At 45.8% G+C, this 11945-nt stretch carries 13 protein-coding genes; 4 read left to right on the top strand and 9 right to left on the bottom strand.

Going from position 1 to position 11945, the window contains the following annotated elements; genetic code table 11:
* Positions 1-16: 16 nt before the first annotated feature.
* Both GJQ68_RS07125 and GJQ68_RS07120 read right to left on the bottom strand, forming a co-directional pair.
* On the bottom strand, positions 17-757 hold the full coding sequence (locus GJQ68_RS07125; protein ID WP_162416620.1) for a 4'-phosphopantetheinyl transferase family protein: 741 nt from the start codon (positions 755-757) through the stop codon (positions 17-19).
* A 62-nt stretch (positions 758-819) separates the two neighbouring features.
* Positions 820-1596 (bottom strand): hypothetical protein, encoded by a 777-nt coding sequence (locus tag GJQ68_RS07120; protein WP_162416619.1) that lies wholly within the window; start codon positions 1594-1596, stop codon positions 820-822.
* Positions 1597-1794: 198 nt separating this feature from the next.
* On the opposite strand from GJQ68_RS07120, the gene GJQ68_RS07115 reads away from it, so the two are divergent.
* Positions 1795-2217 (top strand): response regulator, encoded by a 423-nt coding sequence (locus GJQ68_RS07115; RefSeq protein ID WP_162416618.1) that lies wholly within the window; start codon positions 1795-1797, stop codon positions 2215-2217.
* A gap of 272 nt (positions 2218-2489) precedes the next feature.
* Complete coding sequence (locus tag GJQ68_RS07110; RefSeq protein WP_235941181.1) at positions 2490-4082, top strand: FG-GAP repeat domain-containing protein; 1593 nt, start codon at positions 2490-2492, stop codon at positions 4080-4082.
* Between the two features lie 3 nt (positions 4083-4085).
* Here the strand turns inward: GJQ68_RS07110 and gap are convergent, their stop codons facing one another.
* The 3 genes from gap to GJQ68_RS07095 all read right to left on the bottom strand — a co-directional run bounded on the left by gap (position 4086) and on the right by GJQ68_RS07095 (position 6572).
* Positions 4086-5078, bottom strand: a complete 993-nt coding sequence (gap, locus tag GJQ68_RS07105; RefSeq protein ID WP_162416617.1) for a type I glyceraldehyde-3-phosphate dehydrogenase — start codon at positions 5076-5078, stop codon at positions 4086-4088.
* Between the two features lie 130 nt (positions 5079-5208).
* Positions 5209-5793, bottom strand: coding sequence for a YqaA family protein (locus GJQ68_RS07100; protein ID WP_162416616.1), 585 nt, complete (start codon positions 5791-5793; stop codon positions 5209-5211).
* A 35-nt stretch (positions 5794-5828) separates the two neighbouring features.
* Positions 5829-6572, bottom strand: a complete 744-nt coding sequence (locus tag GJQ68_RS07095) for a hypothetical protein (RefSeq protein WP_162416615.1) — start codon at positions 6570-6572, stop codon at positions 5829-5831.
* 186 nt (positions 6573-6758) lie between these two features.
* Here GJQ68_RS07095 and GJQ68_RS07090 point away from each other — a divergent pair, with 186 nt between their 5' ends.
* The gene (locus tag GJQ68_RS07090) at positions 6759-7370 is read left to right on the top strand and encodes a hypothetical protein (protein ID WP_162416614.1); all 612 of its coding nucleotides are present in this window, start codon (positions 6759-6761) and stop codon (positions 7368-7370) included.
* A 2-nt stretch (positions 7371-7372) separates the two neighbouring features.
* Positions 7373-8464, top strand: a complete 1092-nt coding sequence (locus GJQ68_RS07085) for a Gfo/Idh/MocA family protein (RefSeq protein WP_162416613.1) — start codon at positions 7373-7375, stop codon at positions 8462-8464.
* A gap of 3 nt (positions 8465-8467) precedes the next feature.
* Here the strand turns inward: GJQ68_RS07085 and GJQ68_RS07080 are convergent, their stop codons facing one another.
* From GJQ68_RS07080 to GJQ68_RS07065, 4 genes are all read right to left on the bottom strand, one after another.
* The gene (locus GJQ68_RS07080) at positions 8468-9226 is read right to left on the bottom strand and encodes an EcsC family protein (RefSeq protein WP_162416612.1); all 759 of its coding nucleotides are present in this window, start codon (positions 9224-9226) and stop codon (positions 8468-8470) included.
* A 3-nt stretch (positions 9227-9229) separates the two neighbouring features.
* Positions 9230-9808: a DUF1572 family protein gene (locus tag GJQ68_RS07075; protein WP_162416611.1), complete on the bottom strand. Its 579-nt coding sequence runs from the start codon at positions 9806-9808 to the stop codon at positions 9230-9232.
* 113 nt (positions 9809-9921) lie between these two features.
* Entirely contained in the window at positions 9922-11175 is a 1254-nt protein-coding gene (gene metK, locus GJQ68_RS07070; RefSeq protein ID WP_162416610.1) for a methionine adenosyltransferase, read from the bottom strand.
* Between the two features lie 80 nt (positions 11176-11255).
* Positions 11256-11930, bottom strand: coding sequence for a hypothetical protein (locus tag GJQ68_RS07065; RefSeq protein WP_162416609.1), 675 nt, complete (start codon positions 11928-11930; stop codon positions 11256-11258).
* Between the last annotated feature and the right edge of the window lie 15 nt (positions 11931-11945).

Raw genomic sequence — 11945 nt, 5'->3', positions numbered from 1 at the left:
CCCTGCTCTGGGGATGCTAGCCAAAAGGCAAGGAATCCCAGTTAAAAAATCGCGGCCGATGCTCTTTTGAGGGAAAGGCAAGACTTACATAGTGGTTTGAATTCATGACAAAACTTCGAATGTCCCATTGTTCGTAAGGTATTTTTTCGGAGAAATAGAATTGTTGAAGGCCATCCAGTAGACAGTATTCACTCATTTGGTCGGTGATTCCCTGCCCGATCCCTTTGAGCAAGGCCTCCTTCCGTGTCCATATCCTATAAAAAGAGTGAACCGGGTCGGGGGATTTTTCAATAAATTCGATTTCTGAAGGTGAAAAAATGCCGGAAAGCAGTTCCTGATATTCAAAACGGGAATCTAGTGGTTCAATGTCAATCCCCACTTCACAATCAGCAAGGGCAATAACTACCCATTTACCTGAGTGACTGATGTTAAAATGAAAATGGTCCCTTCCAATCAGGAAGGGCTTGTTAAACCGGTTTTTACCAAACTGAATTTGTCTTTCATTCAGGTAAAACTGTATTAGTTTCCTAAGAAATCCTTTTCCCAATAGCTGCCTGATTCGGTCTTCTTTTTGCAGGTACCGATCGGCTTGTTGGATTTCCTCATCCGTCAGCAATTCTTTTAAATGTTCAACTACATGATCGGGCGAAGAAAGGGGAATCCGCCAGATATCAAGGACGCTATCGGTTTGGGAACGTTTATGTTCCTTCCAGTCCGGAGGGCTTATTTCTTTACAAAAGACCCTGATTTGCGGCATGGATATGGGTTTGCTGGTTTGGAATTTTGGGAAATATAGGAAATTTTAATTTCGTAACGTATTTACCACCTGGTAGGATCATCGGGAGCGCGGTCCAGGTCATCAGGTACCCCGTCTCCGTCCCTGTCGGGGCTGCTTCCACTGTCGGTAAAGAGAAGTTGCCAGGATACGGGCAAATAGGTGGTGAGAATTTCGTTTTCGAAATCAGCTGTCGGAGAAAAACTGACCTGAGTAGCAATAAAAGAAAACCCTAAATCAGGAAAAACTTTTACGTCCACCACAAAAACCCCGGTAAAGCCCTGGGATCGGATCATGCGGGAGGCAAAGGTTTGCTGCATACCGGTGCTGGCCTGGCTTCCGCTGGCATTGTTGCTGCAGGCGACCTCTAAATTTTGGCCATTCCCCCCCACAAAATTTAGAAATTGATTGATTTCCGACTGAAGCACCTGGGTGGCATTGGTGGCGGAATTTACCGTTTGCAGGTAATAACGCCAAACAGCCTGGTCATCATTCCTCAACAGGTTCACTCCGATCAGCAGGGGATTGTCCTGCCGAAGTTCGACCGGTGAATACCCACTTGGATACGTAAATCCAAGTAAGGGGTGGCCTGAGTGGATGAAATTTCCTCCCAACTGTGCGACGGTCGGTACTCCTCCGGGAATATCTCCTCGATTCACACCATTGGAGATGTCCCAATACAATCCTTCCACACCACTGATATTATTACACAATTGGGAAGTTACATTTCTAATTCCCTGGGCGGTTGGTTCATCATTGTTGTTACAAGAAATCGTTAGGATTAAAAAAGCAAGAAACGGAATGAAAGATTCTTTTCTCATGATTACTGGTTTTATTACTCATCGAAGCAAACCATTTATGTCATCAATTATAATTTATAATTATAGAAAAATGAAATTAATTGTCGTAAATATGTAACCTATCCTAAATTCTTGTAAGATAATTTTGAATTATCTATTATTACGGAATTATTGAACAGCTTTAAGTTTATTTTTTTAAGGTAAAGCGTGGGGAAGGATATGGAAAACAGCATTTTTGACCTGGGAGGAAAGCGGCTATTGATCGTCGATGATGATCCGGTTATTCGCCTGATATTGAAGGTGACATTTAAGGCTTGGCAAAACACTTCGTTTGATATGGCCGTAAATGGAGCTGCTGCCTTGGAACGGTTGAAAATGCCGGGATACGATTTGATTTTAATGGATTTGCAGATGCCCGTTTTGGATGGCTACGAGACTACCCATGCCATTCGTTCGGGCCATTGCGGCAGCGAGTATCAGAAAATCCCTATTATTGCCGTTACAGCTGACCTGTCAGAAATTGCCAGGTCAAAAGGGCTTAGCGTGGGTATTGATGAATTTTTATCCAAACCCGTGGACGGCGCTACTTTATATGCGACCATTCAGTATCTATTTCATAATAGAAGAAGCAAAGCAGGCTGATGGCAAGCAGGTTTAGCTAGCAAATCTTTCATCTGCCCGTTTTTTAAGCATATTTGATGGGTCGAAAAGCGGCACGGTTTACAATCTTTAGGTCCATACCTGACTGGTAGAAGATTAAAAAATTAAAAATCTCATTCCCATGTAAAGGCGAACCTTTATATTCGTAAAAATGAATCCGGATCAGCAAACTGGGATAAACACATGAAGTACCCTCCATGCATCATGCCGCTTGAAACGATAGATCAGCAATCCATTTACCAACATTTTTCGGTATGATGGGTTCTTTGGGCATGAGCGGTAGCAAGCAATGGTTCCTCTGGTTCTTTTTGGCTATGGTATGGAGTTGTGGGACCGAGACCAAAGAGAGAAAGGAAAATACTCAGCTGGTGACCGAATCCGGGAAAGAGCCTGCTTCCTCCCTTTTGGAGCAGCCCGCATCCACACTGGCAGCGAGGTATTGTACCGGCTGCCACCTGTTGCCGGATCCCAACCTGTTGGACAAGGCGACATGGAAAACCATCTTACCCAGAATGGGACATTACTATGGGATCTATGCGAATGATACCCTTCGGGATTGGATACTGGAAGGAGGAAGGGCAGGACAGATTGTGGAACAAAAAGGTGTTTTCCCACTCACACCTACGATGGATACCCTGATTTTTAAAAAAATAAGTGCCTACTATCTGGAAGAAGCCCCTGCGAAATTGCCATTGAAAGAGCGGGAGGAGCCGGTCCGTGTCGGCCTGCCTTATTTTAACCTGAAAAAGCCCGGAGGCAAAACCAAAAATCCCATGACGCTGATGGTTAAAATGGATGTCCCTGACCGGTTTTACATCAGTGATGTGGGTAGGTCTGCCTTAGCCATTATGGATGCCGATTTTCAGGTATTAAAGACGGCACGGATTCCCGAAGGGACCTCCTGGATTCACCAGGACGATGCTGGTACCTTAGCTTTGGTCATCGGGACGTTTAACCCTACGGATATGGATCTGGGCTATGTGATGCAACTGCCGGAAGGACCGGGCGATCCGACCCGCATTTTGGTTCAGAACTTGCAACGCCCCGTTCACCTGGACAGAGGGGATTTGGATGGAGATGGCAGGGATGATTTAGTGATCTGTGAATATGGCAAACAGACCGGGAGCCTAAGCTGGTGGAAGCAGGATCGGGCGGGAAATTATCAGAAATTCGTTTTGCAAAGCAAGCCCGGCGCGACTAAGGCCTATATTCGGGACCTGAATGGCAACGGGCGTCAGGATATCATCGCGCTTTTTGGGCAGGGAGATGAAGGTATTTTTATTTACCATAATCAAGGGAATGGCAATTTTGTTGAAGAACCAGTCCTGCGGTTTCCTCCCAGTTACGGTTCCAGTTTTTTCGACCTGGTCGACTTCAATGATGACGGACACCTGGACATCATCTATACCGCAGGTGACAATGCAGACTACGATCCGATTACCAAACCCTACCACGGTATTCGGATTTTTATCAATGATGGCCGAAACCGGTTTGAGGAGGAGTTTTTCTATCCCTTACCCGGAGCCTATAAGGCCATTCCAGCCGATTTTGATGGGGATGGTGATTTGGATATTGCGGCTATTTCTTTTTTCCCGGATTTTGAAAATGCCCCGGAAGAAGGATTTGTGTACCTGGAAAACCAAGGAAACGGTCATTTTGAGGCCAGTACTTTTCCAGGATCATCGGCGGGTCGCTGGATAGCCATGGATGTTGGAGACATGGATGGGGACGGAGATTTGGATATTTTATTGGGATCCATGGTCTTTGGCTCGGATTATACCCGGTATTTTGATCAGTGGGTAGAGGGCGATTTGCCATACCTCTGGTTGGAGAATACCCAGCGGTAGGGGTCAAATTTTAGTTACCAGTTCGACCAATCGGTTGGAATAGCCGGATTCGTTGTCATACCAGCCTACCACTTTCACCAGATTGCCCATGGAAGAAGTAAGCCCGGCATCCAAAATACAGGAATGGGGGTTTCCAACAATATCGATGGAAACCAGAGGGTCTTCCGAATATTCGATGATTCCCTTAAAGTCAGTCAGGGAAGCTTTCCGAAAGGCGTTGTTGATGGAGCGGCTATCCACATCCTTTTCCAAGAGTACGATTAGATCGGTTAGTGAACCATCCGGAACGGGTACGCGCATGGCAGAGGCTTCAATTTTACCGCTGAGTTTCGGCAAAACCACTTCCATGGCTTTGGCGGCATGGGTAGTGGTGGGAATAATGGAATAAGCTGCCGCCCTGGCCCTTCGTAAATCCCTGTGGGGAGCATCGTGTAGGTTTTGGTCGTTTGTATAGGAATGTACCGTGGAAACATAACCCCTTACGATGCCAAACGCTTCGTCCAGCACTTTTACCATCGGGGCAAGGCAGTTGGTGGTACAGGAAGCATTGGAGACGATGTCTTCATCACCTCTAAGGATTCCTTCGTTGACACCCAGGACGACCATGGGAACATCCGGGCTTTTAGAGGGAGCGGTGATGATAACTTTTCGGGCTCCTGCCTTCAGGTGCAAGGCAGCCCCTTCCCGGTCTGTAAATTTTCCCGTCGCCTCCAAGACCACATCTATGTCAAGATGCTTCCAGGGGATACGTTCGGGATTTTTTTCAGCGAAGATCCGGATGGTTTTGTTTCCCACCTGGATATTTCCGTCATTTTCGATAAATCGCTGGGCGTATTTGCCATGTACGGAATCGTATTGCAACAGGTGAGCCAGTGTTTTGGGATCGGTTAAATCATTCACAGCGACCAGTTCGAGGTCGGGCCGATCCAGTATTAGCTTGATGGTCAGGCGGCCGATTCTACCACAACCATTAACGGCAATTCTTTTTTTCTTCATGATCAATTTATCCGCCGAATTTAAGAAAGAATTTAAAAAAATGCCTGGTTTTTAGTGATTCTGTTAAAAATATTGTAAAACACCCGCTAACCAGTAGTTCCGATATGGAGGTTTTTTTCTCATTTGTCAATTACAAATTATCTATTCCAGATAAAATCAGGGCATATAAAAAATACCTTAGAATCCGAAAAAGACTCAGCAGCAAATAGTTCCTGGGAAGCAAGCCACCCATTCCTGAAAGCAAGGATATGGCGGAGAAGGGCAAGGGAGTAAGGGATGCCACTACCACCAGGTACCCACCGAATTTTTCAAATAAACGCATGTATTTTTTTAGGCGGGGAAATCGGGCGCGGTTGATCCAGTTTTTATCCCGGATCCACCGGCCAATGTTAAAGTTTAAAAATCCTGCCCCATATGAAATCAAAGACAGGATGCCAATACTGAAGAAATAGGGACCGATCATCCCCGTTTCCAGCGACCAGAGCATAAACACTTCCGGCGGAATGATACCAAAAAGAATCTCAGATAAGATGAAAAGGCTTATGACCAATACGGCGTTATCATAAATGGGTCCAAACCAGGCATATCGTTGATCCTCGGTGCTGAACTGCCGCAGCAATAGAAACACGCCTACCAGCAAAACGAGATAAGAAAGACCCTTCAGGAGATTATTTAGTAAAAATTGCCTCCTTTCCTTAATTTCTTTTCTATTCATATAAAGTAAAAAATGAGGGATGATTCAGCTTATCCTTACTTAGCAGGTTGATAGGCTTCTTCATACGGAGACCAGATTTCATAGATCGGATTACCCGTGCTGCTCAGTCCGCTATGATGCCACTTGCCATCCATTACTTCGTATTTAAAATTTAGTTCCGCTCCTACCCGGCTATCATCTCTGGAAAAGAAAGTGATGCTTTCGGTATAGTTTCCATCGGTAGCTTCATAGGTGCCACCACCGGTACCGCTAAATTCTTTTGTTTCCGAGTTAAATGCAATCCACTGGAAACGCCCGCCGCTAAGAATTTTTACCGTTCTCCTGGCTCCTGGGGTCATTTCGGAAATTTCACCATCCCGTTTCCTGCCCGTAATTACCCAGTTTCTGGTGAGGTCGTCTTTACGGGACGAAACTTTCTCCCAAATTTCTATCAGATCTTCTCCTTTTATTTTGCCGGAAATAACGATGCGGTTGTTGGCAAAATCCAGTGTATACTGGTTAGTGGTGCCTACCTGCTCCGGATCCAGCGTCAAAAAGTCAAGGCTTTCTGCATAGCTATTACCTTCCAGGTTATACTCACCGCCTCCGGCATACATAAATTTGTTTCCGGCAATTTCTTTTGCCCCAAAAGCAAAATAACCATCCTGATAGATTTTGATAAATTCCTGATCGGTGATGGGATTACCATTTTGATGGGTTAGTTTCCAGGCTCCTTCCAAATCCTGGGCTGGAAGCTGAAAGTAGATCACAATACAAAAAAGGAATAGGAACGTTTTCATGAGTTATGGGCGTTTGAATACTTGTTAAATTTACTTATTAATTTGCGTTTCGCAATAATCCCTTATTTTATTTGCGGCTGATACCGGCAAATATAGTGATTAGGGGCCTTTCAGCCTTTTTCTCCTGAAACACGCAGCTAGTTGGCTGGTTTTTTGTTAGAATTGGCAGACTTAATGGGATTCCCTATGCAGAAATTAGTATTTATAGTACTCATAACGTTCATGGCAGGGTGTACGTTACCCGGTAGTGCCCATGCACAGTCCTACGGCACGGCCCTGGGGCTTCGGTTGGCCAACAATAATTCCTATCGTATGCTGGGCCTCAGTGCACAGCAGCGGATTCAGAAAGGCTTATCGGCGGAAGCGATTCTCCAATCCGATTTTAACGCCAATACTACCGTACATGCATTGCTAAAAAAGCATCGCCCCCTGATTTCTAAGCGATTCAATTACTATTACGGTGCCGGGATATCCCTGGGCCTGGAGGAAAGCCGGGAAAAAGTGCCGGAAACCCAAACCATCATTCAGACCTATGGCAATCGGACGATTGGGGTGGATATTATCGCCGGCGTAGAAATGACTTTGATGGGCGTTTCCTTTTCTGTAGATTATAAACCGAATGTAAACGTGCTGGGAAGGGAGCCCTGGTACAGCGGGCAGGTAGGCATCTCTGTCCGGTCTGTATTGGTCAAGGGATCAATCCAGAATAAAAAGAGAAGGCAAAAAGCCCGGAAGAAGAGAAGGAATAACTCCCAGGGCATTTTCCAAAAAGTACTTGAACCCTTTAAAAATAACTGAATATGAAAACCCTATTAATTATTGTTTTTTGTCTTCTTTCGGGCATCCAGATAAGCATGGCGCAATCCCCTGTAAAAATTGCGGTGGTGGGGCTCACGCATTCACACGTACACTGGATCCTGGGAAGGGCTGATAAAGGCGACATCGAGATGGTGGGCATTGTGGAGCCAAATGAAGACCTGGCTCGCAGGTTTACATCCCGTCATGGAATATCAATGGACCTGGTGTATCCGGATATGGAGTCTTTGTTTAAGGAAGTCAAACCCGAGGCAGTAACGGCTTTTGGTTCCATTTACGAACATTTGGAGGTGGTGCAGGCCTGTGCGCCGAGGGGTATCCACGTGATGGTGGAAAAACCGCTGGCAGTAAGCATGGAGCATGCGCTGGAAATGCAGGCCCTGGCCAAAAAACACGATATTCACCTGCTGACGAACTACGAAACGACCTGGTATGCGAGTAATCATGAAGTCAAAAAGCAGGTTTCCAACGATTCCCCTATAGGACCTCTTCGAAGAGTAGTTATTAACGACGGTCATGAAGGGCCAATGGAAATAGGAGTCAATCAGGAATTTCTGGATTGGCTTACCGATCCGGTACAGAATGGCGGAGGGGCGGTCATTGATTTTGGCTGTTACGGGGCCAATCTGATGACCTGGCTAATGAATGGAGAAAAACCCATCTCTGTTACCGCCGAACTCAAACAAATAAAACCGGAGATCTATCCCGAGGTGGACGACGAGGCGACCATTCTCCTGGATTATCCGGAAACGCAGGGGGTGATACAGGCCTCCTGGAACTGGCCTTTTAGCCGAAAGGACATGGAGGTTTATGGAAAAACAGGCTATTATATCGCCAAGAACGATACCCGCTTGATCAGTAGGACAGCTGGAGAGGATTTAGAAAAAGAACTAACCCTTCCTGGGCGTGCGTATCCCTTTGATGATCCCTTTTCGTACCTGGCTGCCGTGGTTCGGGGAACTATAAAGGTAAGTCCTGGCGATCTTTCCAGCTTGGAAAATAACATGGTAGTGGTTGAGATTCTGGATGCTGCCCGGGAAAGTGCTGAAAAAGGGCAGCGGGTTTACTTGAAATAAGGATTATTCAATCGGACTTCTTTCGGCAAAAAACCGGAGGCGGTAAGCCTGAATGGCCGTGTCTCCCAGTTGTTGGCTTAGCTGGTAGTTCGCCACAGCACCGACACCGGCACCAATTACCGGGATCAACTGGGCCAGCTTGGCCAGGTCCATGTAGTCCCGGTATTCGAGTTGGAAGGTACGCCAATCGTACCTGTCAAAATTATCAGGAAGTTCCATTGCTTTTTCGTTCCAGTTTTCTACCAATGAGACGGTTTCATTTCTGGTTTTCTGACTGGAAAAGGTGAGTTTAAAAATCGTCAGGATAAAAACCCGCTCTTTAAAATTCCGGACATCGTGGCCATAAGCGGCAGCAATTTCGAAGAGCATTTTCATCTTGATGGCTAAGAATGCTGGAAGGTCAGCGAATCCCATCAAGATACCACCGGCCCCGGTGACGGCCCCTTCCACAGAGGCGGTTCTCTTGTAAAACCGGATGGCCTTCCTTGCCTTGAACTCCTTTAGCCGTAAATGTTCCATCGGATAAGGTTTTGGCCCGATGTATTCATTCCCGACCAATACGCCCTTGACCATTTTTTCTATGGCGAAGGTGATCGCCTGATGGATTTTCTCAGGTATCAGGTTGTTGAGTGACCGTTGGGTGCCTTTAGTAAGCCGGTTTAGCAGGGAGGGTTTCTTTTTGGTTTGGTATAACCACCTACCTAGTTCCTCCCGCACCAGCTTTTCATACAACTTGTCAGCCTCGCTTTTGCTGCCGCTCATGTTTTAGGATTGATCTTTTTTAGGAAATTCATCAGTAGAGAGGGGGTCGTTTCCGGCTTTCCCGAAGGTAGTTTGATGGAATGTTTTTGATTGTCCTTTGGGAACACTCAGGCTTTGCCAAGTACCGGAATGAAGCATTTTGCCTAAATATATCAACTGTCCTACATGCGAAGCATAGTGGGCCAGCTGCCGGTTCATGGCATCCATTACCGTATGAGCCTTGTTTTGTATATAGACGGTTTTTTCAAAATCGTTGGGGCTGAGGGGTTCAACGGCCGCAAAAAGCACCTCCCATCCTTCCTCCCAAATCTGCATCATTTCTTCCCGGCTACGGATATCATTTTCAAACTCCGCATCCCGCTCGCGCCAGGGTTTTTCTCCATCCGAAGCTAAAAAATCCGTCCAGCGGGAATGCATGTTTCCGGCCATGTGCTTGACAATCGTAGCCATGCTATTGCTGTCGGCATTGTATTGCCAGAAAAGCTTGTCGTCTGCTACCTGCTCCAGGGCTTTTTCTCCCAGGCTTTTGTAGAACCGGAATAGGTGGAGACTGCTTTCAAGGTAGTTTTTCAAATGGTCCATAGGTTTCAATTTAGGAAGTACATAGTGCCAGACCGGTACAATTTACCGGAATAGAAGCAATAAAAAAAGCTGCCGGGTAAGGCAGCTTTTAGCTAGGCTAAGAAATCCAGCCATTACAAACCAAATTCCTTTTTAATAGCGGCTACCTGATCCAATTTCTCCCAGGTAAATAACTCCACATCCAGGGTGATAGAGGCTTTATCGGGGGAGAAGAAAGTCTTGGAAACCACCTCGCTTTCTCTTCCCATATGGCCGTAGGCAGCGGTTTCCTCGTAAATGGGATTTCGAAGCTTAAGGCGGTTTTCAATAGCGAAGGGCCGCATGTCAAATAACTTTTCTACCTTTTTGGCGATCTCACCATCCGATAGCTGTACGTTGGAACTGCCATAGGTGTCCACAAAGATGCCCATGGGTTTTGCCACTCCGATGGCATACGATACCTGCACCAGCACTTCATCGGCTACTCCGGCTGCTACCAGGTTTTTGGCAATATGGCGGGTTGCATAGGCTGCCGACCGGTCTACTTTTGAGGGATCCTTCCCAGAGAAGGCTCCTCCGCCATGGGCCCCTTTTCCACCGTAGGTGTCGACAATAATTTTCCTTCCGGTAAGTCCGGTATCCCCATGAGGTCCCCCGATGACAAATTTGCCGGTAGGATTAATGTGATAAATAATGTCATCGGTAAATAACTTCTGAAGCGAAGCAGGCAACTGGGCCTTTACCCTTGGGATTAAAATTTCAATAATGTCCTTTTTAATTTTTTTCAACATGGCCTCCTCCTCTGCAAAATCATCGTGTTGGGTAGAAACCACGATGGTATTGATCTTTTCGGGAAGGTGATCGTCGCCGTATTGAATGGTGACCTGCGCTTTGGAATCAGGCCGAAGGTATTGGATCTGCTCGTTTTCGCGCCGGAGTTTGGCTAATTCCTTTAATAAGCGGTGGGAAAGGTCAAGACCTAGCGGGATGTAGTTATCCGTTTCATTGGTGGCATAACCAAACATCATTCCCTGGTCACCGGCCCCTTGCTCTTCCGGACTACTGCGGTCAACGCCCTGATTGATGTCGGGAGATTGTTCGTGTATAGCGGACAATACGCCACAGGAACTGCCGTCAAACATGTATTCACTTTTGGTATAACCAATCCTATTGATCACATCCCTGGCGATTTTCTGAACGTCCAGGTAGGTGTTGGATTTGACTTCTCCTGCCAGGACTACCTGACCGGTAGTGACCAATGTTTCGCAAGCTACTTTGGAGTTGGGGTCAAAGGCCAAAAAATGATCAATGATGGCATCGGATATCTGATCGGATATTTTATCCGGGTGTCCTTCGGAAACCGACTCCGAAGTAAATAAGTAGGACATACAAAGCGTTTTTAAAATGAATGGGTAAATTTACATCTTACAGCTAAAATTAAAAAACTATATTTTCAACAATCCTTGACTTAATAGCTGTATCGTCTTTTAAAAACCAAGGGCGCATAGAAAGACAAGCCTAGGGTCAGGTACATAATGCCCGCAAAAAACTGTACCCAGTGAAATATGTGCCCCATCTGGTAATCGCCCAGAGAGGGCAAATAATGTGTCAAAATAAAAAATATATAGCTTTCTCCAAATGAAAATAAAATAAGGGAAGCCATCCAAAAATAGGGCAGGGACAATAGGTTTACGTCTCGGTATTTGCTTTGATGAAGGATGTCTTTGAAAAAGATGATGCTGTAAAACAAAACCATGGCATGGCCAACCAGGAAACTGTAGGATTGAATGCCGGACAGGATGGATTGAAAAAAAAGTGCGTTCAGCATTCCGAAGAACAGAAATACGCCCATGCTTGGTACTACCTTCCTTTGAAGGTGACATGAATACGGTAAATGGCTGAAAAGGAGGAGCGTGACGGTAGGTCTCAGGTAGACAAAGAGTACATTGTACAGCAGAAAGGAATCTTTTCCGCTGGAACGGGTAAAATTCCAGACTGATTCGGATAGCAATTCGCTTATGAGAATCAATAGGACCAGGGCATTGATTTTCTTATATTCTTTCAGCTCTTTTCCGAAAAGCAAATACAGCGAAGAAAGCAAAATTCCAAGTAGTAAGGCGATGGAATAAAAAGAGACCGGCATAAAGGTATATTTTTA

The organism is Cyclobacterium roseum, assembly GCF_010119225.1.
Classification (GTDB): Bacteria; Bacteroidota; Bacteroidia; order Cytophagales; family Cyclobacteriaceae; genus Cyclobacterium; species Cyclobacterium roseum.
The sequence above is the reverse complement of the archived record's forward strand: the minus strand, read 5'-3'. Positions and strand labels throughout refer to the sequence as shown.

Excerpts from the sequence above, each read along its gene's own strand:
- GJQ68_RS07125 (WP_162416620.1), bottom strand. The coding sequence starts at position 757 with ATGCCGCAAATCAGGGTCTTTTGTAAAGAAATAAGCCCTCCGGACTGG.
- GJQ68_RS07120 (WP_162416619.1), bottom strand. The coding sequence starts at position 1,596 with ATGAGAAAAGAATCTTTCATTCCGTTTCTTGCTTTTTTAATCCTAACG.
- GJQ68_RS07115 (WP_162416618.1), top strand. The coding sequence starts at position 1,795 with ATGGAAAACAGCATTTTTGACCTGGGAGGAAAGCGGCTATTGATCGTC.
- GJQ68_RS07110 (WP_235941181.1), top strand. The coding sequence starts at position 2,490 with ATGATGGGTTCTTTGGGCATGAGCGGTAGCAAGCAATGGTTCCTCTGG.
- gap (WP_162416617.1), bottom strand. The coding sequence starts at position 5,078 with ATGAAGAAAAAAAGAATTGCCGTTAATGGTTGTGGTAGAATCGGCCGC.
- GJQ68_RS07100 (WP_162416616.1), bottom strand. The coding sequence starts at position 5,793 with ATGAATAGAAAAGAAATTAAGGAAAGGAGGCAATTTTTACTAAATAAT.
- GJQ68_RS07095 (WP_162416615.1), bottom strand. The coding sequence starts at position 6,572 with ATGAAAACGTTCCTATTCCTTTTTTGTATTGTGATCTACTTTCAGCTT.
- GJQ68_RS07090 (WP_162416614.1), top strand. The coding sequence starts at position 6,759 with ATGCAGAAATTAGTATTTATAGTACTCATAACGTTCATGGCAGGGTGT.
- GJQ68_RS07085 (WP_162416613.1), top strand. The coding sequence starts at position 7,373 with ATGAAAACCCTATTAATTATTGTTTTTTGTCTTCTTTCGGGCATCCAG.
- GJQ68_RS07080 (WP_162416612.1), bottom strand. The coding sequence starts at position 9,226 with ATGAGCGGCAGCAAAAGCGAGGCTGACAAGTTGTATGAAAAGCTGGTG.
- GJQ68_RS07075 (WP_162416611.1), bottom strand. The coding sequence starts at position 9,808 with ATGGACCATTTGAAAAACTACCTTGAAAGCAGTCTCCACCTATTCCGG.
- metK (WP_162416610.1), bottom strand. The coding sequence starts at position 11,175 with ATGTCCTACTTATTTACTTCGGAGTCGGTTTCCGAAGGACACCCGGAT.
- GJQ68_RS07065 (WP_162416609.1), bottom strand. The coding sequence starts at position 11,930 with ATGCCGGTCTCTTTTTATTCCATCGCCTTACTACTTGGAATTTTGCTT.